Genomic DNA, 22627 nt, shown 5'->3' with positions numbered 1-22627 from the left:
ATAATATAACATTTATTAAATTAAAATTATTATAATATAGGAGACTGTTATTGTAAATGAATAAAAACTATATGGTTATCAAAAAATAAAAAACCCGTAAGAATTTTAAATTCTTACGGGTTTAAAAGGTTATAAACTCATTGTTTTCGCTTTGGCAAAGCCTTTCGCGCAGCTGAGATAAAATTTATTGTTCTAAGTAAAGTTATTTTACTTATTAGAATACGCGCTCAGCGTTATCACTCCAGGCAAAGCCTTTCGTGCAGCAGAGATAAAATGAACTCAACTTAATTTGAATGCTATTAAGAATAAATTTGATCTCTTTTAAATTAGAATACTCTCTCAGCGTTATCGCTGTCGGCAGAGCCTTTCGCGCAGCTGAGATAAAATTTATTGTTCTAAGTAAAGTTATTTTACTTATTAGAATACGCGCTCAGCGTTATCACTCCAGGCAGAGCCTTTCGTGCAGCAGAGATAAAATAAACTCAACTTAATTTGAATGCTATTAAGAATAAAATTGATCTCTTTAATTAGAATACTCTCTCAGCGTACTGAGATAATTTTTCTAATGAAGATTTTTCAACATCTGCATGTAATGAGTTACCATGAGAGTCCATAGTTACTACTGCAGTGAAGCCTTCAACAGTTAAGTGCCACATAGCTTCTGGGATACCGAATTCCATTAGGTCTACACCATCTACAGATTTGATACAATCTGCATAGTATTGTGCAGCTCCACCGATTGCATTTAAGTAAACGCCACCGTGTTCTTTAAGTGCAGCAAGAGTTTTTGGACCCATACCACCTTTACCGATTACAGCGCGGATACCGAATTTTTTCATGATATCGCCTTGGTATGGCTCCTCACGAATAGATGTAGTTGGTCCTGCAGCTTTAACTGTCCAGTTATCGTTTTCGTCTTTCGCCATTACTGGACCACAGTGGTAAATTACTTGTCCATTTAAATCAACTGGAGCATCGTGGCTCATTAAGTGGTGGTGAATTGCGTCACGACCAGTGTACATACGGCCGCTGATTTTTACAACGTCACCCACTTTTAATGCACGAATTTGTTCTTCTGTAATAGGTGCTCTTAATTCTACTACTTTATTTTCTGATTTTGTTTCTTCTTTTGGCTCATCGCGGAAAGTTACTCTTTCGCCTTCTTGGTAGTGCCATTTTTTAATTTCGCCAGTAGCAGCGTCGATATCGATTGCCATACGACGGTATGCCCAACAGTTGTATGCTACAGAAACGAAGAATGAAGCTGGTAAACGGTGACCTACGCCAATTTTACAACCTAGTAAAGTTGCTTCACCACCGAAGCCCATTGTTCCAACACCGAATGTGTTTGCTTTTTCTACAATGTATGCTTCAAGTTTTGCTAAATCTTCATTCGGATTTACATCATCAACATGACGGAATAATTGTTCTTTAGCAAGATCATACCCAGAAGAACGGTCTCCACCGATACCTACTCCGATGAAACCAGCTGAACATCCTTGACCTTGAGCTTGCCATACAGAGTGAAGGATACATTTACGGATACCATCTAAGTCACGACCAGCACGGCCAAGACCTTCTAATTCACAAGGTAAGCTGTATTGGATGTTTTTGTTTTCACAACCGCCACCTTTAAGAATTAATTTTACTTCAATGTAATCGTTTTCCCATTGCTCAAATTTAATAACAGGGAAGCCTTCACCTGTGTTGTCTCCACTGTTTTTACCTGTTAAAGAATCTACCGCGTTTGGACGTAATTTAGCATCTTTAGAAGCTTGTACAATCGCATTTTTGATTGCAGCTTTAATTTCTAATTGATTTACGCCTACTGGAGTTTTTACTTTAAATGTTGGTAAACCTGTATCTTGACAGATTGGTGAAACATTGTCTTCAGCCATTACGATATTATTCGAAATTGTGTCTAAACTCATTGCAGCACGAGTACCAGCATTTTCAGCTTCTTTTGCTTTTTTAATTGCACGACGAACATCAGTTGGTAAATTTGTTGATGTTTCACTGATTAAATCATATAGGCTTTTCTCTAAAGTTTGTAAGTAAGAAGTTGCAACTTGTGACATTAATATTTTCCTCCCAGAAAATCTTAAAATTTCTCTAACCTTTTTTATTATACTCTTTTACTTTAGCGAAAAAAAGAGTGATAGAAATTTGTAATGTTGTGATTTTACAATTTTAATAGATAAGATTGCTTAAAAAATCCATCTCAAGTAGTTTCTCAGATGGATTTTCTAATTTTTATTCTTTTGTAAACTCATTTCGATTGTTGAATTGGTCCATCTTCTCTTCAACATCATCAATAATTTTTATTAATCTGTCGATGTCTTCAAGATCTGCTGTTTCTGGATCAATTGCATCAAGAACTTCAACGAAAATTTGAAGACGTTCTTTTAAGTAGTTTACTTGTTTATTTTTATCTGTAATTGAGTTCGACATGAATCCACCTCTTTCATCATGAACATCATAACTAAATTATAGCCAATGTTCAAATTAATTAATTAAAAATAAAATATTTTATTTCTGAATATTTACAATCTTCTTAAAATATGATAAATTGATAGTATCAAATAAGCAAAGGAGATGGTCGAAAAGGATATGCTCACTTCAATAGGAAAAGGAGGGAGTTTAAACAATTTTTCGGCTATCTACGTGCCGAAGCAATGTTTATTCAACTGAAAATGGAGTTAATTGAAATGTGAAGACCCTAGTGTAAATCTGTGATGCACTAGGGTTTTTTGTTGTAATTTTTAAAGCTATTTTTATTGCATTATGTTAATATAATACGGAATTATTGGTGAGCTGGAGGATAAAATGGTCACAGCAGATAAATATGAGCAACGTAGATTTTGGATATTAGTCCTAATTGTGACGATATCAGGATTTTCACAGGGGATGTTATTGCCTCTAATCTCCGTAATTTTTGAGACAGATGGAGTTTCATCAACTTTAAATGGTTTAAATGCAACAGGATTATACATAGGGACTTTATTAATTTCGCCGTTTATCGAACAGCCTTTAAGGAAATTTGGGTATAAGCCAATCATAATTGCTGGTGGTGCAGTGGTGTTTCTAGCATTATTAATGTTTCCCCTTTGGCAAAACGTTATGTTTTGGTTTATTCTACGTTTGTTAATTGGTGTAGGAGATCACTGCCTGCATTATTCAACGCAAACATGGATAACTAGTTCTGCTAAGCAAGGCAATATAGGAAAGAGTATGGCGATTTATGGATTAGCATTTGGGGTTGGATTCGCAGTAGGGCCGTTAATGGTACCAATGGTGAAAGTGTCTCAAAGTTTACCATTTATCGTGTCTTCCGCACTTTGCTTGTTTGCTTGGTTATTTGTATTTTTCGTTCGAAATGAAAAACCAGAAGTATTAAAGGGTGATGGTAAAGAAACAAATAGTCTAGTTAGATATAAACTATCTTTTAAGTATGCATGGGTGGCATTTTTACCTCCTTTTGTATACGGCATCTTAGAGACATCATTAAATGCACTATTTCCTGTGTATGCACTTCGTAAAGAAATTGATGTATCAATGGTATCAATCATTTTAGCCTCCTTTTCAATCGGGGCAATTCTAACTCAAATTCCAATAGGTATGTTAGGTGACAAGATTGGTAGACGGAAAGTAATCTTAATTGGCATGTTGGTTGGGGCAATAATGTTTGCTATTGGAAGTCAACTTGAGCATTCTGAAATTTTTGTTTTGGGTACATTTTTAGTTTCGGGTATGTTCCTTGGATCATTATTTTCCTTGGGAATTACATACATGGCTGATTTAACTCCAAAAGAATTACTTCCAACTGGTAATTTGCTATGCGGAATATTCTTTAGTTTAGGAAGTTTATTCGGTCCATTTATCGGCGGATTGTATTTACAATTAGTTGAGACAGTGAGTTTCTTACTGTTTATTTCAATCATGCTATTTATTATTTACTTTATTATTTTTTTATTTGGAAATAAGAGATTAGAAGCTGAATAGAAATAAAAAAAGCTTTGCACGAAATTTTCATGCAAAGCTTTTAAATTGTATTAAATTGTCAGAATTGTTTGTGTACCGGGTACATAATTAAGACAATCTATCCCGGTAGTCTTCGTATCCGAATTGACGAACGACTTTTACGCCTTCTTCTTCATTGAATAGACAAATACTTGGTAAGTTCACACCATTGAACATGTGGTTTTTTACCATTGTATAGTGAGCCATGTCAGTGAAAACTACTTTGTCGCCAGCTTTTAATGGTTGATCAAAGGAATAATCCCCAATAACATCACCAGCTAGACATGTCATACCACCTAGGCGATATGTGTATGCTTTATCGTTTGGCGTACTTGCTCCGATGATTTGTGGACGGTATGGCATTTCTAATACGTCTGGCATATGACATGTTGCAGAAGTATCTAAGATTGCAATTTCCATACCGTTTTTCACAACATCAAGAACTGTAGTAACTAAGTATCCAGTATTTAAAGCAATTGCTTCACCAGGTTCTAAAATAACATGAACATCATATTTCTCTTTAATGTAGTTAATGATATTCACAAGTTTGTCCACATCATAATCAGGACGAGTAATATGGTGACCTCCACCAAAGTTTACCCATTTCATTTGATGTAAATAAGGACCGTATTTCTCCTCAAAATGAGGGATGATGCGTTCTAACACATCTGAATTTTGTTCACACATCGCATGGAAATGAATTCCTTCTACACCGTCTAATTCATCAGGACGGAACGATTCAAATGGAATTCCTAAGCGTGAATTTAGTGCACATGGATCATATAGTTCAGTTTCAACTTCAGAATATCCTGGATTTACACGTAAACCAATGGAAACGTGCTTATCTAAACTTTGTACTTTTTCTTTATACTTATTTAACTGGTCAAAAGAATTGAAAACGATATGATCGACATATTTTAAATATTCATCAATTTCATTTTCTGCATAGGCTGGTGCATATGCATGAACTTCTTTACCAAACTCTTCATACCCGAGGCGAGCTTCAAATAAAGAACTTGATGTAATCCCTTTTAAATATTGACGCACCATTGGGAAAGTCGAAAACATCGAGAAACCTTTAAGTGCTAATAAAATATCGCAGCCAGTACGGTCTTGAACAGACTTCAGTATTTCTAAGTTGCGCTTTAGCAAACGCTCGTCCACCACATAGCTAGGTGACGGCGCTTGATTCCAATCAATTGTCTTCATTTACTTTGCCTCTTTTTCTAGTTCAAGGTCAACAAGTTCAGGATTTAAGCTTTCTTGCCATGGAAGACCCCATTTATTTAATGCTTCCATGAATGGATCTGGATCGAATTCTTCTACATTCCATACACCTGGTTTTTGCCACTCGCCGTTCATAACAAGCATTGCACCAATCATTGCTGGTACACCTGTTGTATATGAAATTGCTTGTGAACCAACTTCGCGGTAACACTCTTCATGGTCACATACGTTATAAACATAGTAAGTTTTTTCTTTACCATCTTTAATTCCACGGAAAATACATCCGATATTTGTTTTACCTTTTGTGCGTGGTCCAAGTGATGCTGGATCTGGTAAAACAGCTTTTAAGAATTGAAGTGGTTGAATCATTTGGCCTTCAAATTCGATTGGTTCAATTGATGTCATGCCAACGTTTTCAAGTACACGTAAATGAGTTAAGTACTTTTCAGAGAATGTCATCCAGAAGCGAATTTGTTTAATACCTTTAATGTTTTTCGCTAAAGATTCTAATTCTTCATGATATAGAAGATACATATCTTTAGGTCCGATTTCTGGGAAGTTGTATACTTCTTTGAATTCTAGTGGTTCAGTTTCAACCCACTCGCCTTCTTTCCAGTAACGACCATTTGCAGTAATTTCGCGAATGTTGATTTCTGGGTTGAAGTTTGTAGCGAATGGATAACCGTGGTCACCAGCGTTCGCATCTAAAATATCGATGTAGTGAATTTCATCAAAATGATGTTTTAACGCGTAAGCAGAGAATACACCTGTTACACCTGGGTCAAATCCACTACCTAAAAGAGCTGTAAGACCAGCTTTTTCAAATTTTTCTTTATAAGCCCATTGCCATTTATATTCAAATTTAGCAGTTTCAGGTGGCTCGTAGTTTGCTGTATCTACATAGTGCACACCTGTCTCTAAACATGCGTCCATAATAGTTAAGTCTTGATATGGTAAAGCAACGTTAATTACCACATCTGGTTTAAAACCATTGATTAATTCAACAAGTTCTTCGACATTATCCGCATCTACTTGTGCAGTGTGAATAATTGTTTTACCGCCGTCTAATTTTTCTTTTAAAGCATCACATTTTGATTTTGTTCGACTTGCGATCATAATTTCTTCGAATACTTCCGAGTTTTGCACACATTTGTGTACGACAACGCTAGCTACTCCGCCAGCTCCAATAATCAATGCTTTACCCAATTCTTTATAACCCCCTAGAATTAGCCTGAATCAACGGGATTCCTAGTCCCCGCAGGCATTTGTATTGTAAACAATAAAACAGATTATACAGAAATATATTTCCGGTATCAATCCATTTTCGACAAAATTTTTGTTAAAAATAGAAATTATTTAAGTGTTTAATTTCTATCACAAATTATCATTATATAGAGTTCACAGAAAGATTAAAAATATTTATCATTCATGAAATATTTAAAGGACAAACCTTATTAAAATAGAGAGGAAAGAGACACAACTTTGTGGGAGATCTAATGTTGATGAAAAGACAAATGAATATACTATCACGTAGAACAATTGATGTTGCTGCTGGGTCTATTATTATGGCAGTGGGGATTTTTTTATTAGGTGCACTTCACCAGTTTCCTTTAATAGAAAACAATGTGGGGCAGTATTTGATTATTATGCTAGTTCCAATTTGGCTAGTGTTACTTGGACAATTTCTTAAGTCTTTGTTAAACAAAGAATATCGTAGCAATCTTGTTCATTCCCCTATTAAAAGTTTTGCTGCGGGTACATGGATTGCCGGGACATCGGTTACTTGCATATTAATGATAAAGCATATGCCTGGATTGTATTTCGTTGTGCCTTTCTTAATATGGATGAATGTATTAAGTTGGGGAATTTTTATTATATTTTGTACGTTTCAATTTAAAAAGATTATTAAAAAACAAGCAACTAAAGAAGTGCATGGGGTAATTTTACTTTCAACAGTTAGTACACAATCCATTGCTTTGCTTTTACTGAATTATTACCAAAATATAAATAGTTCTATTATTGTTTTTATCATTTGTATTGGTAGTGCCCTCTATCTATTTTCTCTAGGATTACTATTTATTCGGTTTAACTCGAACTATTCAATACACAAGTGGAAAAATACCGATTGCATTATACACGGTGCACTTTCCATTACAGGTTTAGCAATGACTCAATCTGGTATATTTCCAATTCAAACGTTAATGATTGTTTGGTACTTGGCGTTTAGTTTGTTTATCGTTGTGGAGACAATAGAAATTATTAGAGGTATCAAAAGAATAAAAGAGTATGGCTTAAAACAAGGGATATTAACGTATCATATAACGCAATGGGCACGAAACTTTACCTTTGGGATGCTGTATTATTTTACTTTTAATTTAGTGAATCGTTTTTCTGAAGTACACCCCCTTTCATTTCAGCAAAGTTTTATGATTTGTCTAGGATGGGTTGTATTTGCGTTATTAATAATTGAACTATTACTATTGATAAATAGTTTTAGGATCCAAAAATAAAAACAGAGATCATCTTATTATAGAAGATCTCTGTTATTTTTTATTTATTTTTCAACGTCAACTTCGCTACAATTTCTACCCTTGCTGTTTGTGGGAACATATCAACAGGTTGAATATATTCCACTTTGTAGATTTTTGTGAGTTCTTGTAAATCCTTGGCGAAAGTTGAAGGGTTACAAGAAGTATATACAAATCGTTTTGGTTGAATTTTCATTACGGTTTTAATAAAACTTGGTGCTAAGCCAGTACGTGGTGGGTCTACAGTAATCACATCAGGAATAAAGCCTTCTTTTCGCCATTTTGCAAGCCATTCTTCGGCAGTTCCTGTATAGTAGCGAGCATGTTTAAATCCATGGTTTCTTGCATTTTTCTTTGCATCATCTACACTTTCAGGTACAACATCCATGCCTCGAACTTCTTTCGCATGAGGGGCTAGCCATAATCCAATTGTACCAACACCACAATAAGCATCTACAACTTTTTCTTTTCCAGTTAAGTTAGCAGCTTTTTTAATTTCGTCATATAAATGAACCGTTTGCTCAGGATTTAGTTGGAAGAAAGCGCGGGAAGATAAATCAAATGCAAGTTCCCCTAATTCTTCGTGGATTGTTTCTTTACCATGTAAAACGATTGTTTCATCACCAAAAATAAGGGAGGTTTTCTCTCTGTTTATATTTTGAGTAATAGAAACAATACTTGGATCAATCTTTAGCATACGTTCAATCAGTTCTTGTTTATGTGGAAGGTCTTTTCTCGTTGTGACTAAACATACTTGAGTTTCGCCTGTTTTGATTCCAGTTCGAACAACGATTGTTCTTACTAAACCGTCTAAAGTTTTTCCATCATATATTGTGATATTTAGTTTTTGTAATATTTTACGTGTAGCAACGGTAATTTTTGATGTTAACGGATGTTGAACAGCACAATCATTAATATTTAATAATTTATTTGTCCCTTCAGTAAATAATCCTGCGTAAACACGTTTACCTTCTTTGCGTACTTGGAAACTACTTTTGTTTCGATAGTGCCAAGGGTTGTCCATTCCTAACGTTGAACGAACTTCTACCGTTTCAGCTAATGGTTTTACATATTTTTCTAATGCTTGTACAACCATATCTCTTTTTTCTTTTAACTGCCCAGTGTAGGATAAATGCTGTAGCTGACATCCACCACATTCATCATAAATTGCACACAATGGTTCTTGGCGATCCTTAGAAGGTTTACGGATTTTTAAAATTTCAGCCTCAGCAAAATTGCGTTGTACTTTCGAAACTTTCACCGTTACTTCTTCACCAGGTAAGGCACCTTTTACAAAGACTACATTGCGTTTGTAAAACCCAACCCCTTCACCATTTATCCCTAATCGTTTAATCGTTAACGGAAATTTTTGTCCTACTTCCATTAAAACTTTTTCGCTCAAATCGCGTTCACGTCCTTTAATAAGTTCATTTAATCATTATAGCTGAGAGTTTATGTAAAGCAAGTGGAGATATTTTGCTTTGTATAATGATGTACATTAATATGAATAATCGAATTAAAAGAATTTTTTTGTGGTTTATTTTGAAAATTCATGATATGTTTAATTCAAATTAAATAATTTTATCCTTCGGGGTCGGGTGAAATTCCCAATCGACGGTGATGAAGAAATTCTAAGCCCGTGAGCTAATTATTAGCAGGATTTGGTGCGAATCCAAAGCCGACAGTATAGTCTGGATGGGAGAAGGATGTAAAATGCTATTAAAATAATGATTTTTAATGGTCTTATTTAGTATTGCCATTTTACATTTCTAGTTAATCCCGGACCTTTTTCGGGATTTTTTTATTTAATTTAACCAAACTAAATATATTCGTTTTATCCTTCGGGGTCGGGTGAAATTCCCAATCGACGGTGATGAAGAAATTCTAAGCCCGTGAGCTAATTATTAGCAGGATTTGGTGTGAGTCCAAAGCCGACAGTATAGTCTGGATGGGAGAAGGATGTGGCGCTTTTTGAAAAATTGATTTTCGAAAGGCTTATTTAACTATACCTAAATTAGGTTAGTTAAATGATTTCGTAATAAATTATGTCGTGTATATAGACGAAATCTGACGCATAGAACAACACTCCCAACTCCTAAGGATTCCTTTCTTTAGGGGTTTTTTAATTTATTTAAAAAGAGGTGAGTTAATGTTTACAGGAATTATTGAAGACCGAGGACGTGTCACAGCAATTCAAAAAGATGAAAAAAGTATGCAGCTAACAATTGCTACGAAAAAAATTCTTACTGATGCGAATTTAGGTGACAGTATTGCAGTGAATGGTGTTTGTCTTACAATTACTCATTTTACCGATGAGCAAATGACTGTAGATGTAATGCCTGAAACTGTTAAAGCCACAACGATTCATACGCTGAAATTAGGAGATTATGTTAACTTGGAACGAGCAATGAGTGCAGGTGGACGTTTTGGTGGTCATTTTGTTTCTGGTCATGTTGACGGAGTTGGAACGATTCGAAGTAAAAAACCTGTGTCAAATGCAGTTTACATTGAAATCGAAATTCCTAAAGAATTAGCAGAAAATTGTATTCCGAAAGGTTCCATTACCATTGATGGAACAAGTTTAACTATATTTAAGGTGAGCGAACAGAGTGTAACGGTATCACTTATTCCGCATACTTATAGTGAAACAATTTTGGGGATAAAAAGTGTAGGCGATCAGGTCAATATAGAAACAGATATGCTAGGAAAGTATGTTATGCACCATTTAAGAAAAACTGAAGATAAATCAAATATAACCTTAGACTTTTTACGTCAAAACGGTTTTTAAATTTAAGGTGGTGGTACAAATGTTAAACACAATAGAAGAAGCATTAGAGGATTTAAAAGTAGGAAAAAACATTATTGTTGTAGATGATGAAAATCGTGAAAATGAAGGCGATTTAGTGATATTAGCGGAATTTGCAACTCCTGAAAATATTAACTTTATGGCTACATATGGACGAGGTTTAATTTGTACGCCAATTACAAGACAACTTGCAGAAAAACTACAATTTAATGCAATGGTTGAAAATAACACGGACAATCACCAAACAGCATTTACTGTTAGTGTGGACCATATTGAAACAACGACAGGGATTAGTGCATATGAACGTTCCTTCACGATTTTACAAATCATTAATGAAAATGCAAAACCAGGCCACTTTAGAAGACCGGGCCATGTGTTTCCGCTCGTTGCTAAGGACAATGGGGTATTGGAAAGAAGAGGGCACACAGAGGCAGCTGTAGACTTAGCTACTTTATGTGGGTCTAGCCCTGCAGGTGTAATATGCGAAATTATGGGCGATGACGGAACAATGCTACGTTTAGAAGGTTTGGAAAAATTTGCAAAAGAACATGATTTAAAAATCATTTCAATAGAAGATTTAGTTCGCTTTCGTACAAAAAAATTGATGATGGTAAAAGGAGAATAGCAAATGGGGAAAATTTTTGAAGCACAATTAATAGGTACAGATTTAAAAATAGGTATTGCAGTAGGTCGATTCAACGAATTTATCACTTCAAAATTATTAGACGGTGCTCTTGATGGACTAAAACGTCATGGAGTAAAGGAAGAAAATATTGATATCGCTTGGGTTCCAGGTGCTTTTGAAGTACCATTTATCTCAAAACAAATGGTGAAAACGGGGAATTATGATGCAGTAATTGGCCTAGGTACAGTTATCCGTGGCTCAACTACTCACTATGATTATGTATGTAACGAAGCAGCAAAAGGAATTGCAAAAGTTTCATTAGATACAGATGTTCCAGTGATTTTTGGAATTGTGACGACTGAAAATATTGAGCAGGCTATCGAACGTGCTGGTACAAAAGCTGGAAACAAAGGATATGACTCAGCAGTTTCAGCTATTGAAATGGCGAATTTAAATAGAATGTTTAAATAAAAAAGCGAGGTGTCCAAAAATTTGGACACCTCTTCTTCTCGATAAAGATATTTTAGTAAGTATTGCTTCTGCGGTGGTCGCATCAAGATGCCACCATCCTCGGCGCACATTGGCTGTCTCAAAAGTCTTTTCAGACAGCCAATTATTCAGTTAAATTTTCCATTACTAAATCATCTAATGTTCCAAAAGTATAGCCTTCTTTTTTTGCATCTTCAATGAATTTAGGTAGAGCATCTGCATTATGTTTTGCTACGGTATGCAATAGAATGACTGCTCCAGGATGTAGTTGTGTCATTAACTCATCATAAGCATACTCCCAACCAACAGTTGAATCAGCGTGCCAGTCAACAAATGCAGTATCCCAGAAAATGTGCGTATAGCCATGCTCATTACCTACTCTGAGATCGCGTTCACTGAAAATTCCCTTTGGTGGGCGAACGTAATATGTACGTTCAATTCCAGCGACCTCTTTTAGCTTTTCATCAAACTTTTTCCATTCCTTCACAAGTTCTTCATCAGATAATTTAGACATATCGGGATGTCCGTAAGAATGGTTTCCTATTATATGTCCTTCTTTTATCATTCTTTTTACTAAATCCGATGCACTTGTTAAGTAATGTCCTGTTAAAAAGAAGGTTGCTGGCACTTTTTCTTTTTTGAGAGTATCTAAAATGCCTTCCGTATAGCCGTTTTCAAAACCATTATCGAAAGTTAAATAAATTACCTTTTTATTTGGATTTCCTCGATAAAAAGCACCGTGTTCTTTCAATATTGTTTCAAATTTTGCCCCTGCATCTGCTGGCATTCCGTCTTTTGATTTAGTAAAGCCCCAATGATAAGAGTTGGCGCTGGCGATTTCAGGTTTTATAAATGAAAATACGAGTGTAGCGACAATGACACATATGGCAAAGCCGAAAATATGACGTTTTCCCATAACTACTTATTGCCTCCTTTTGTGTTATGTTGTGCGAAATTAATTGCATTATGCGAATTTCTTTATCTAAGTCACCATAATGTGAAAATCCCATCAAAAATGAAATAATACGTGTATACTAACTGTAGAAGGAGTGTTCCTATGCCAGTTATTTCAAAAATAACCCGTCAAAAAAACAATCCAGAACGTTATAATATTTATTTAGATGAAAAATACGCATTTGCTGTGGACGAGTCTACATTAATTAAGTTTGGATTAACAAAAGGAAAAATACTCGAACCATTTGATATTGATGAAATTAATTATGAAGATGAAATTGCAAAAGCGTTTAATCGTGCTATTCAATATTTAAGTTTCCAAATGCGCAGTGAATATGAGGTAAAGAAAAAACTGTTAGATGCAGGATTTGGGGAATCCGTTGTTTTAGAAGCCATTCGTAAGCTTGAAAAAATCGGATTATTAAATGATGAAACCTATTCAAAAGCGTTACTTGAAACGAGGAAAAAAACAGCAAAAAAAGGTCCTCGCGCAATTAAACAAGATTTAATTAAAAAGGGAATTGATAAAGAAACCCAAAAGAAAGTATTAGATTCTTTTACATATGAAGAACAAGTGAAAATAGCCATGGATTTAGCTGAAAAAACAGTACGGGCAAATAACAAAAAAACACCGATGCAAATCAAACAAAAAGTGCAGGATGTATTGCTCCGGAAAGGTTATTCCTATTCAGTATTGAACGAAATACTTGACCAAATTCACATTGAGCGAGAAGATGATGAATGGCAACAAATGATTGAGCTTCAAGGTGATAAAATTTGGAGGAAATATAGTGCGAAATTTTCTGGAAGTGAGCTATACATGAAAGTAAAACAAGCCCTTTATCAAAAAGGCTTTCCGATAGAAGCAATTGAACAATTTATTGAGCAAAAGGAGACAGAAAACGATGAATGAAAAAAGCTATGCAGAAATGACGGAGCAAGAACTACAAGACGAAATTAGAAAGCTTCGAGAAAAGGCAAGAAAAGCTGAACAACTTGGAATTGTGAATGAATATGCAGTATATGAACGTAAAGCATTAATGGCAGAGGCGTATTTAATTGATCCGAAAACAATTGTGCCAGGTGAAATGTATCGCATAAATGGGGCACCAGGAGAGTTCTTTAAAGTGGAATATTTAAAAGGACGTTTTGCATGGGGTTACCGCTTAGGTGGGGAACGCTATGAAGAGGCATTACCCATCTCAATATTAGCACCGATGAAGGTAGGGAAATAAATGGCTGTAAATGAAATAATCGATCGCTTAACTCAAGAATTGGCCGGCAGAAACCCAAATTTATCTGTAAATAAAGCACGTACTTGGGTAGAACTTCTTTGGTCAGACTTTGAATCAACATATGCTAAAGCCGGCTACGATTATCGCGGAGCTGAATATACAGAGCGTATTATTAAACAATGGATAGAAAGCTACGGAGATAAAATCCATGAGTTTGTAAGTAGAAATCCTAAGTATGCTCATTTTTTAGATGATGATGATGATGAGTCTTTGCATTAAGAATTTGGATAACTCGTAATGAAGAGGAAAACAGAGCTTTAAACGTTCAAAATGGTATTCATACCGATGATGAAGACGAAAACTGTGTTGAAAATCGTTCAAAATGGTATTCATACCCCTGATGAAGGCGAAATTTGCGCCGGTAATTGTTCAAAATAGTGTTCTTACCGTAGATGAAGACGGAATTTGAGCTGAAAATTGCCCAAAATGGTATTCATATCTGTGATGAAGACTAAAAATGCACTGGAAAACGTTCAAAATCGTATTCATAAAAATAAAAACCATATAACATAAAAAATGGTCTTCATTGTAAATAATGAAGACCATTAATTGTGTATTTAGATTTAGGCTTTCTGTTTGGTAGAAAGAGCCGCCTCCGCTTTTCTATTGTCTAGCTACGCGCGTTAGCTCCTCGGCAACTTCAGAATCGCCTTCAAGGGCAAAAAGCGCCCTTTTGTCGATTCTTCCAGTTGCTTTCGGAGCAGAACGAACGCGCTCCGCTTTTCTGATTGTCTAGCTGCGGCGGCTAGCTGCTCGAAAACTTCAACTCCTTTCTGCATGTGCAAGCACACTTGGCAGGAGTCTCCAGTTTTTTTCGCAGCTAAACGAGCCGCCTCCGCTTTTCTATTGTCTAGCTACGCGCGTTAGCTCCTCGGCAACTTCAGAATCGCCTTCAAGGGCAAAAAGCGCCCTTTTGTCGATTCTTCCAGTTGCTTTCGGAGCAGAACGAACGCGCTCCGCTTTTCTGATTGTCTAGCTGCTCGAAAACTTCAACTCCTTTCTGCATGTGCAAGCACACTTGGCAGGAGTCTCCAGTTTTTTTCGCAGCTAAACAAGCCGCCTCCGCTTTTCCATTGTCTAGCTACGCGCGTTAGCTCCTCGGCAACTTCAGAATCGCCTTCAAGGGCAAAAAGCGCCCTTTTGTTGATTCTTCCAGTTGCTTTCGGAGCAGAACGAACGCGCTCCGCTTTTCTAATCACTAGCACCGATTTGGAGTTTTCGTTGTAGTTTGTCTTCGCTGAATATCCAACCCGTGTAAGAGTTCACGATGTTTAGGTTTTCATCGATATGTGCTACTGCTACGAATGGATAGCGATCATTACTTCGATAGCGTAGATCGATTAAACGCACTTCCGTTAATCCATTATCCACTTCTGAAATTTCCCATCGATAAATTGGTGAAAAAGAGACAAATGCTTGTAAATTGACATCTTCCATAGCTTTATCAACAATTGGTGTTTTGGGAATAGGGTGGATTTCGAATTTATCGTAAATATTAATTGTTCGCCCATATGCAGTTCCTACATAATAATGGGTTTTTGATTTTGCAGCGATACGCCAATTGAAAAAACGCATTGTTGGGGCAACGATGACAAAATCTTCATCTTGGATTGTGTTAATTACAGCTCTTTTCACCGCACTTTGTAAAGCGAAGCGAACGATATAGTAAGCAATTATGATTAAATACATAATTGTAAAAGTTCTCACTGGATCAAAATTGAATACCCAAAGTAGAATTCCGATACAGTGAATACCAAATATGATAGGGTCAAAGGTATTAATTACGCCGAGCGCAACCCATTTTCTAGAGAACGGTCTTAGCGCCTGGGTTCCGTAAGCGTTAAAAATGTCGACAAATACATGCAAAAATACGGCTAAAAATGTCCAAAGCCACAGATGTAATACATTCGCTTCTTGGAAAATTAACGATAAAACAACAGTAATTCCAATTGGCCATAAAAGAACGGCTGGTATAGAATGGGTTATACCGCGGTGATGTCTTATATAGACTGCATTATTTCTAAGTTTTAATATTGTATCTACATCGGGTGCTTGTGATCCGAGTATCGTTCCAGCCATAACTGCTCCGAATGTCATTGAGTGATTTGCGACAACTGGATCAACTAAAGCTAAACCACCTAATGCAACGCCCATTACTAAATGAGTTCCTGAATCCAAAATATCAACTCCTTGTAAACGCAAATGTTTAATAAAAAACATCTGCTACTCGGGAATGCATGTTTAATATGCCAAATGCTTAAGTTTAAAAAAGCATTTTCTGTCAAATTAGAAGTTTTTTGTAAAATTTTCATCAATCAATATGACTATATTATACCCTTTTTAATTAAAATAAAATCGAAATCTGTCGGAGGTAAGTGTGAATTATAAATTTAAAGAACAATTTCGACAAAATTTAGTTGAATGGTTTCAAAGAGAGAAAAGAGATTTACCGTGGAGAAGAACTTCTGACCCTTATAAAATATGGGTTTCTGAGGTAATGTTACAACAAACACGCGTAGACACAGTAATCCCTTATTACAATCGTTTTTTAGAAAAGTACCCAACATTAGAATCGTTGGCCTATGCACCCCAAGAAGAGCTATTAAAAATGTGGGAAGGGCTTGGCTACTATTCGAGAGCGCGTAATTTACAAGCAGGTGTTAAAGAAGTTGTTGAAAAGTACAATTCAGTAGTACCGGATAATCGGCACGACATATCCAAACTGAAAGGTGTTGGACCGTATACAGCAGGAGCAGTTTTAAGTATTGCCTATAAAAAGCCCGAACATGCAGTAGATGGGAATGTTATGCGTGTTTTAAGTCGAGTCTTACATATTGAAGAAGATATCGCGCTTCCAAAAACTAAGAAAGTTTTTGAAGAGGCAGTTGAAATGTTAATCGATCAGGATCATCCAGGAGATTTTAATCAAGGGTTAATGGATCTCGGTGCTATGATTTGTACACCGACTTCTCCAAAATGCTTATTATGTCCTGTGAGAGATTACTGTACTGCCTTTCATGAAGGTGACATGGACAAGTTACCTATAAAAACGAAAAAAACAAAGACGAAGAAAGTACAGTATAAAGTTTATGTTGCCATTAATTCGGATGATCATTATTTATTAGAAAAACGTCCGAGTAAGGGGTTGCTTGCAGACATGTGGCAATTTCCGATGATTGAAATAAAAGATGATATGAATTCCGAAGAACAGTTTACAACTCACTATGGAAGTAGTATAAAAAAAGTACTTAATAACAATTTACTTTCCTTTAAACATATTTTCTCCCACTTAATATGGGAAATGGAATGTTCCTTAGTGAAAGTTGAACTAATTTCAGAAATTCCTAGTAATGCTGGGTTCTACTCAAAGGATGAAATAAAAAAATTACCGATGTCAGTGCCAATGCAGAAGATTGTGAATGTTCTGAATTAATTTATTTTATTTTATTTTTTGTCGAATAATCTCGACCATATCAGACCATCATATTTAGCATGGAGGTGATTGATATGGCGAGAAGAAATAACAACAATAACAATAACAACAACGAATTCCGTAACAACAACAATAACAACAACAATAACAACAACAATGAAGAGTTCGCAGTTGACCAAGACTTCCAACAAGTACGTCAACAAAACCAAAAACAAAACCAACAAAACAACCAACGTAATAATAACCGTAATAACAACTAATGATGACAACATCTTAATTAGACGTTGAAGTCAATTTAAGGTATAGACATTTTGTGTCTATACCTTAAATTTTACCTAAAACAACTTACATTTATACCCTTTTTTGAATGTAAAATTTTCTCAGTATCCGTTTAATTTTATTTATTTTTACAGGTATTGTGAAAATATGTTCTTCATGCTACAAGTTTTTGTGAACCATTGTTATAATATACCTAATAGACTGTTACAGGTGAAAGCAATAGACGAAAAGGTGGGCAATACAATGGCAATACCGAGAGAAGGAGAAACGATACAAATACATAGCTATAAGCACAATGGTCGCATCCACCGTGTCTGGCAAGAAACGATGGTATTAAAAGGTACGAAGAACATATTTATCGGTGCAAATGAACGGACGCTTGTGACAGAATCAGATGGACGAACATGGTTAACAAGAGAACCCTCAATATGCTATTTCCATGCGGAACATTGGTTTAATATTATCTGTATGTTAAGAGAAGATGGAGTTTACTACTACTGTAATATGAGTTCGCCCTTTGTGTTCGATAATAATGCAATCAAGTATATCGACTATGACTTAGATGTAAAAGTGTTTCCGGATATGTCGTATACGTTATTAGATGAAGATGAATATGAATTGCATAAAAAAGAAATGGGCTATCCAGAAGTTATTGATAAAATTTTAAAACGTAATGTTAATAAGTTAATCAGCTGGATTAAACAAAAAAGAGGGCCGTTTGCACCCGATTTTATTGAGGTTTGGACAAATCGATATTCTTTCCATAAAGAAATGCAATCTAATGAAAAAATTTAAGTCTACTGTTTTCAGTAGGCTTCTTTTAATGTACATGAAAAGAAAATAGCGTATAGTTTTCATATGTACTTAATTGGGCACAACTAATTAAATACTGGCAAGGAACACATAAGGAAGTGAATCTAATTTGAGCAGTATAAATCGTTACATGAGATTTGTAAAACCGTACAAGTGGGAAATTATCATAACGATTATTATAGGTATATTAAAATTTGCCATACCATTGTTTATTCCTATTTTAATCAAAATTGTTATTGATAATATAATTGGAGCCCCAGATTTAACAGATGCTGAAAAAATGAGGGCATTGTTATATTGGCTAGGTGGAACAGTGATACTATTTTTTATTATTCGACCGCCAATTGAATATTACCGCCAATATTATGCACAACATGTCGGAAATAAAGTGTTATTTGATATCCGCCAAGAACTTTTCGGCCACCTTCAAAGATTAAGCTTAAAATATTATGCAAATACTCGCGCGGGCGAAGTTATCTCCCGTGTGATAAATGATGTAGAACAAACGAAGAACTTCATTATGATTGGCTTAATGAATTTATGGTTGGATGTCGCTACGATACTTATTGCAATAGGTATTATGTTGGCAATGGATGTGAAATTAACAATCGTTTCAATCATTTCACTACCTTTTTTCGCAATCAGTGTGAAGTATTTCTTTGGTCGATTAAGAGATTTAACACGAAAACGATCACAAGCTTTGGCCCATGTTCAAAGTTATTTGCATGAACGGGTTAGTGGAATCAGCATCATTAAAAGTTTTACATTAGAAAAACATGAGCAAAAAATCTTTGATAAAGAAAATGGTCAATTTTTAGATGCGGCTTTGGACCATACCAAATGGAATGCGAAATCTTTTGCTGTTGTAAATACAATAACAGATATTGCACCATTACTAGTTATTGGTTATGCAGGTTTTGAAGTAATTAATGGCAACTTATCTGTTGGGACAATGGCTGCCTTTATTGCCTATATCGAACGACTTTATAGCCCCTTACGCCGTTTAGTGAATTCATCTACTACATTAACTCAATCTATTGCATCAATGGATCGTATGTTTGAACTGATGGATGAAACTTACGATGTTCAAGACAAGCCAAATGCTAATACATTACCTCCTGTTAAAGGAAGAGTAGAGTTTGAAAATGTTGAGTTTCAGTATGAAAAAGATGGTCAAATGATATTAAAAAACGTCAATTTTACTATTAACCCAGGTGAAACAGCTGCCTTTGTTGGAATGAGTGGTGGTGGAAAATCCACAATCGTAAGTTTAATCCCTCGTTTCTATGACGTTACAAATGGTGCAGTTAAGATTGACGGAAATAATGTTACAGATGTATCCATTAGTTCTTTACGTTCACAAATCGGGATTGTGTTGCAAGACAACATCTTATTTAGCGATTCCGTTAAGCAAAATATTCTAATGGGTAATCCTAATGCAACAGATGAGGAAGTTATTGCTGCAGCAAAAGCGGCAAATGCCCATGATTTTATTATGACATTGCCAAATGGTTACGACACAAAAGTAGGAGAGCGCGGAGTAAAGTTATCAGGCGGTCAAAAACAACGAGTTGCGATTGCACGAGTATTTCTGAAAAATCCTCCAATTTTAGTGTTGGATGAAGCAACTTCTGCTTTAGACTTAGAAAGTGAAGCACTTATCCAAGATTCACTGGACCGTCTTGCAAGCAATCGTACAACGATAATCATTGCTCATAGACTATCAACGATTACTCACGCAGATAAAATCTTTGTAATCGATCATGGCGAATTAGTAGAACAAGGTACCCATGAAACATTAATGGAAAAACAGGGAGTCTATTATGATCTCTTCCAAATTCAAAAATTAGACTAAAAAATAGTACGACAAAAAAATGCCAAGTAAGTCATGAATCGACTTGCTCGGCATTTTTTTATTTATCTCGATCTTAAGCAAAACACAGTAATATCAACACTTTTTAACAGGTTGATTTGTTAGTGTTTTAGATGAATAAAGTGTTGGCGCTGAATTTAGATGTCGAAAGAATTTTGGTGAAATCTATCATAAGTGAAAATATCTTAGCATATTAAAAAGAGATTTCATTTTCTCTATTATTTCAGCATATGCTAGATAGTTTTATATTTTCTTTATATTTCGGATGATTTTGCTTAAGGGGGATTGAGATGGGAAAGAGAACATTACTAGAAGTTAAAGACTTAGAAACGACCTTTTTTACAGATGAAGGAGCAATACCAGCTGTTGATCATATTAGTTTTCATGTTAATAGAGGCGAAATATTAGCAATCGTAGGAGAATCAGGCTGCGGAAAAAGTGTAACATCATTGTCTATCATGGGTCTTGTACCTTCACCCCCAGGAAAAATTACATCTGGCCAAATACTCCTTGATGGTCAGGATTTAACGAGTTTATCGGAAAAGGAAATGCGGAAAGTACGGGGAAGAGATGTTGCAATGATTTTTCAAGAGCCAATGACATCGCTAAACCCCCTGTATACAATTGGCAATCAACTTGTAGAAGCAATTCGTATTCACAATAAAGATTGGAAGAAAAAACAAGCAAAAAGTAGAGCGATTGAAATGATGAAACTTGTTGGTTTACCTAGAGCCGAGGAGTTAATGAATAATTACCCTCATCAATTATCAGGTGGTATGAGACAAAGAGTCATGATTGCGATGGCCCTACTATGCAGTCCTAAGTTGTTAATAGCGGACGAACCGACAACTGCTTTAGATGTGACAATTCAAGCTCAGATTTTAAAGTTAATGAAAGAACTTAATGAACAACTAAATACTGCAGTTTTACTAATCACACATGATTTAGGAGTTGTTGCTGAAACGTGTGAACGAGTGATTGTCATGTATGCAGGTCAAATAGTTGAAGAAGCACCTGTACATGAGATTTTCAAAAATCCCCAACATCCGTATACATTTGGATTAATCCAATCTGTACCGGATATGAGATATAAAAAGTCTAGTTTGTATTCTATACCAGGAAATGTTCCAAAACCGGGATCAATTACTGTTGGATGTAGATTTGCATCCCGCTGTGAATTTGTAACGGACCGCTGTACATCCGAAAATCCACCATTATATGAAGTTGAATCTGCACAACAACATCGTTCAAGGTGTTTCTTACAAGAAGCGGGAGGGATTAAAAATGTCCAACGTGTTGCTGAAAGTCGATAAAGTGAAAAAATATTTCCCTAAAAAAGCCGGTTTGTTAAATAAGAATATGAGCTATGTAAAGGCGGTTGACGATGTTTCATTTGAAGTTTATGAAGGTGAAACACTCGGGATTGTCGGGGAATCTGGTTGTGGAAAGTCAACTACGGGTCGGATGATTATGAGATTACTAGAGCCAACTGATGGATCGATAGTGTTTCAGAATGTTGAACTCTCATCGCTTTCAAAAACAGAAATGCGAAAAGCAAGGCGAGATATTCAAATGGTATTCCAAGATCCTTATGCATCTTTAAATCCTAGACACACGGTTAAAAAGATACTGGAAGAACCGTTAATTGTGCACGGGATCGGAAATAAAAAGGAAAGGCAAAATCGAGTTGAAGAGTATTTAGAAATAGTAGGATTAAGTGCTTATCATGCACAGCGTTATCCACATCAGTTTAGTGGAGGGCAGCGTCAACGAATTGGTATTGCCCGAGCATTGATGACAAATCCAAAACTAATCATTGCAGATGAACCAGTTTCTGCACTTGATGTTTCCATACAAGCACAAGTTTTAAATTTGATGAAGAGATTACAAGAAGATTTAAAACTTACTTATATTTTTATTGCCCATGATTTAGGTGTTGTTAGACATATAAGTGATCGTGTTGGAGTGATGTATTTAGGTAGAATCGTAGAAATCGCTCCAAGTGAGTCTTTATATGCAGAACCACTTCACCCATATACACAAGCACTCCTTTCTGCGGTTCCAATTCCGGATCCAACGTATCAAAGGGAGCAAATCATGCTAAAGGGAGATACAGCGAGTTCAATACCAGATTCAGGTTGTACATTTCAATCGCGATGTCCCTATGCAACGAGCATATGCCAAACGAAAGTTCCTGAATTAGTGGAAGTTAAGTCAGGTCACTCTGTTGCTTGTCATCTAATCGGCGAGCAACAATGACATAGATTAAGAAACATGGGAGGGTA

General features: G+C 35.6%; 20 protein-coding genes, 1 pseudogene and 2 riboswitches. Of the genes and pseudogenes, 14 read left to right on the top strand and 7 right to left on the bottom strand.

Features of this window, described 5'->3' with window-relative positions; translation table 11 throughout:
* Positions 1-527: 527 nt before the first annotated feature.
* Both NKR20_RS14920 and NKR20_RS14915 read right to left on the bottom strand, forming a co-directional pair.
* Complete coding sequence (locus NKR20_RS14920) at positions 528-2078, bottom strand: fumarate hydratase (RefSeq protein WP_121213244.1); 1551 nt, start codon at positions 2076-2078, stop codon at positions 528-530.
* Between the two features lie 175 nt (positions 2079-2253).
* Positions 2254-2451 carry an SE1561 family protein gene (locus tag NKR20_RS14915; protein WP_121213245.1) on the bottom strand — a complete coding sequence of 66 codons (198 nt, stop codon included), beginning with the start codon at positions 2449-2451 and terminating at the stop codon, positions 2254-2256.
* A gap of 375 nt (positions 2452-2826) precedes the next feature.
* On the opposite strand from NKR20_RS14915, the gene NKR20_RS14910 reads away from it, so the two are divergent.
* Positions 2827-4002, top strand: a complete 1176-nt coding sequence (locus NKR20_RS14910) for an MFS transporter (RefSeq protein WP_253427264.1) — start codon at positions 2827-2829, stop codon at positions 4000-4002.
* An 87-nt stretch (positions 4003-4089) separates the two neighbouring features.
* Here NKR20_RS14910 and nspC read toward each other — a convergent pair whose 3' ends face one another.
* Positions 4090-5229: a carboxynorspermidine decarboxylase gene (gene nspC, locus NKR20_RS14905; protein WP_253427262.1), complete on the bottom strand. Its 1140-nt coding sequence runs from the start codon at positions 5227-5229 to the stop codon at positions 4090-4092.
* Positions 5230-6453 (bottom strand): saccharopine dehydrogenase family protein, encoded by a 1224-nt coding sequence (locus NKR20_RS14900; RefSeq protein ID WP_253427260.1) that lies wholly within the window; start codon positions 6451-6453, stop codon positions 5230-5232.
* Positions 6454-6746: 293 nt separating this feature from the next.
* On the opposite strand from NKR20_RS14900, the gene NKR20_RS14895 reads away from it, so the two are divergent.
* Positions 6747-7757 carry a TDT family transporter gene (locus NKR20_RS14895; protein ID WP_253427257.1) on the top strand — a complete coding sequence of 337 codons (1011 nt, stop codon included), beginning with the start codon at positions 6747-6749 and terminating at the stop codon, positions 7755-7757.
* Between the two features lie 40 nt (positions 7758-7797).
* Here NKR20_RS14895 and rlmD read toward each other — a convergent pair whose 3' ends face one another.
* Positions 7798-9159, bottom strand: a complete 1362-nt coding sequence (gene rlmD, locus NKR20_RS14890) for a 23S rRNA (uracil(1939)-C(5))-methyltransferase RlmD (RefSeq protein WP_419095299.1) — start codon at positions 9157-9159, stop codon at positions 7798-7800.
* 196 nt (positions 9160-9355) lie between these two features.
* A riboswitch (FMN riboswitch) is annotated at positions 9356-9486 on the top strand.
* A gap of 122 nt (positions 9487-9608) precedes the next feature.
* Positions 9609-9739: riboswitch (FMN riboswitch) on the top strand.
* 185 nt (positions 9740-9924) lie between these two features.
* Between rlmD and ribE the strand changes: the two genes are divergently transcribed.
* From ribE to ribH, 3 genes and pseudogenes are all read left to right on the top strand, one after another.
* Positions 9925-10563, top strand: a complete 639-nt coding sequence (gene ribE, locus NKR20_RS14885; RefSeq protein ID WP_121213251.1) for a riboflavin synthase — start codon at positions 9925-9927, stop codon at positions 10561-10563.
* A 19-nt stretch (positions 10564-10582) separates the two neighbouring features.
* A pseudogene (gene ribB, locus NKR20_RS14880) lies at positions 10583-11203 on the top strand (3,4-dihydroxy-2-butanone-4-phosphate synthase); the annotation flags it as partial.
* A gap of 6 nt (positions 11204-11209) precedes the next feature.
* Positions 11210-11677 (top strand): 6,7-dimethyl-8-ribityllumazine synthase, encoded by a 468-nt coding sequence (ribH, locus tag NKR20_RS14875; RefSeq protein ID WP_121213253.1) that lies wholly within the window; start codon positions 11210-11212, stop codon positions 11675-11677.
* Between the two features lie 142 nt (positions 11678-11819).
* Here ribH and pdaA read toward each other — a convergent pair whose 3' ends face one another.
* Positions 11820-12611: a delta-lactam-biosynthetic de-N-acetylase gene (gene pdaA, locus NKR20_RS14870; RefSeq protein WP_121213254.1), complete on the bottom strand. Its 792-nt coding sequence runs from the start codon at positions 12609-12611 to the stop codon at positions 11820-11822.
* Positions 12612-12752: 141 nt separating this feature from the next.
* Between pdaA and recX the strand changes: the two genes are divergently transcribed.
* The 3 genes from recX to NKR20_RS14855 are packed head-to-tail and all read left to right on the top strand — an operon-like array spanning position 12753 to position 14163.
* Entirely contained in the window at positions 12753-13562 is an 810-nt protein-coding gene (gene recX, locus NKR20_RS14865; protein WP_253427254.1) for a recombination regulator RecX, read from the top strand.
* Positions 13555-13884: a YfhH family protein gene (locus NKR20_RS14860; protein ID WP_121213256.1), complete on the top strand. Its 330-nt coding sequence runs from the start codon at positions 13555-13557 to the stop codon at positions 13882-13884. Before recX ends, NKR20_RS14860 begins: the two co-directional genes overlap by 8 nt.
* Positions 13885-14163: a YfhJ family protein gene (locus NKR20_RS14855; RefSeq protein WP_253427252.1), complete on the top strand. Its 279-nt coding sequence runs from the start codon at positions 13885-13887 to the stop codon at positions 14161-14163.
* A gap of 972 nt (positions 14164-15135) precedes the next feature.
* Here NKR20_RS14855 and NKR20_RS14850 read toward each other — a convergent pair.
* A complete protein-coding gene (locus NKR20_RS14850) occupies positions 15136-16122 on the bottom strand; it encodes a metal-dependent hydrolase (RefSeq protein ID WP_121213259.1) in 987 nt (328 codons plus the stop codon).
* Between the two features lie 199 nt (positions 16123-16321).
* Between NKR20_RS14850 and mutY the strand changes: the two genes are divergently transcribed.
* From mutY to NKR20_RS14820, 6 genes are all read left to right on the top strand, one after another.
* Entirely contained in the window at positions 16322-17377 is a 1056-nt protein-coding gene (mutY, locus tag NKR20_RS14845; protein ID WP_253427250.1) for an A/G-specific adenine glycosylase, read from the top strand.
* 74 nt (positions 17378-17451) lie between these two features.
* A complete protein-coding gene (locus NKR20_RS14840) occupies positions 17452-17637 on the top strand; it encodes a hypothetical protein (protein WP_253427248.1) in 186 nt (61 codons plus the stop codon).
* A 262-nt stretch (positions 17638-17899) separates the two neighbouring features.
* The gene (ntdP, locus tag NKR20_RS14835; protein ID WP_121213262.1) at positions 17900-18451 is read left to right on the top strand and encodes a nucleoside tri-diphosphate phosphatase; all 552 of its coding nucleotides are present in this window, start codon (positions 17900-17902) and stop codon (positions 18449-18451) included.
* A gap of 148 nt (positions 18452-18599) precedes the next feature.
* Positions 18600-20324: an ABC transporter ATP-binding protein gene (locus NKR20_RS14830; protein WP_253427246.1), complete on the top strand. Its 1725-nt coding sequence runs from the start codon at positions 18600-18602 to the stop codon at positions 20322-20324.
* A gap of 308 nt (positions 20325-20632) precedes the next feature.
* Complete coding sequence (locus NKR20_RS14825; RefSeq protein ID WP_121215745.1) at positions 20633-21655, top strand: ABC transporter ATP-binding protein; 1023 nt, start codon at positions 20633-20635, stop codon at positions 21653-21655.
* Positions 21627-22601 (top strand): ABC transporter ATP-binding protein, encoded by a 975-nt coding sequence (locus NKR20_RS14820; protein ID WP_253427244.1) that lies wholly within the window; start codon positions 21627-21629, stop codon positions 22599-22601. The genes NKR20_RS14825 and NKR20_RS14820 overlap by 29 nt, the downstream gene beginning before the upstream one ends.
* Positions 22602-22627: the final 26 nt, after the last annotated feature.

Origin of the sequence: Ureibacillus endophyticus, from assembly GCF_024159215.1 — a bacterium.
Lineage (GTDB): Bacteria > Bacillota > Bacilli > Bacillales_A > Planococcaceae > Ureibacillus > Ureibacillus endophyticus.
This window is presented reverse-complemented; position numbering and strand designations above follow the sequence as displayed.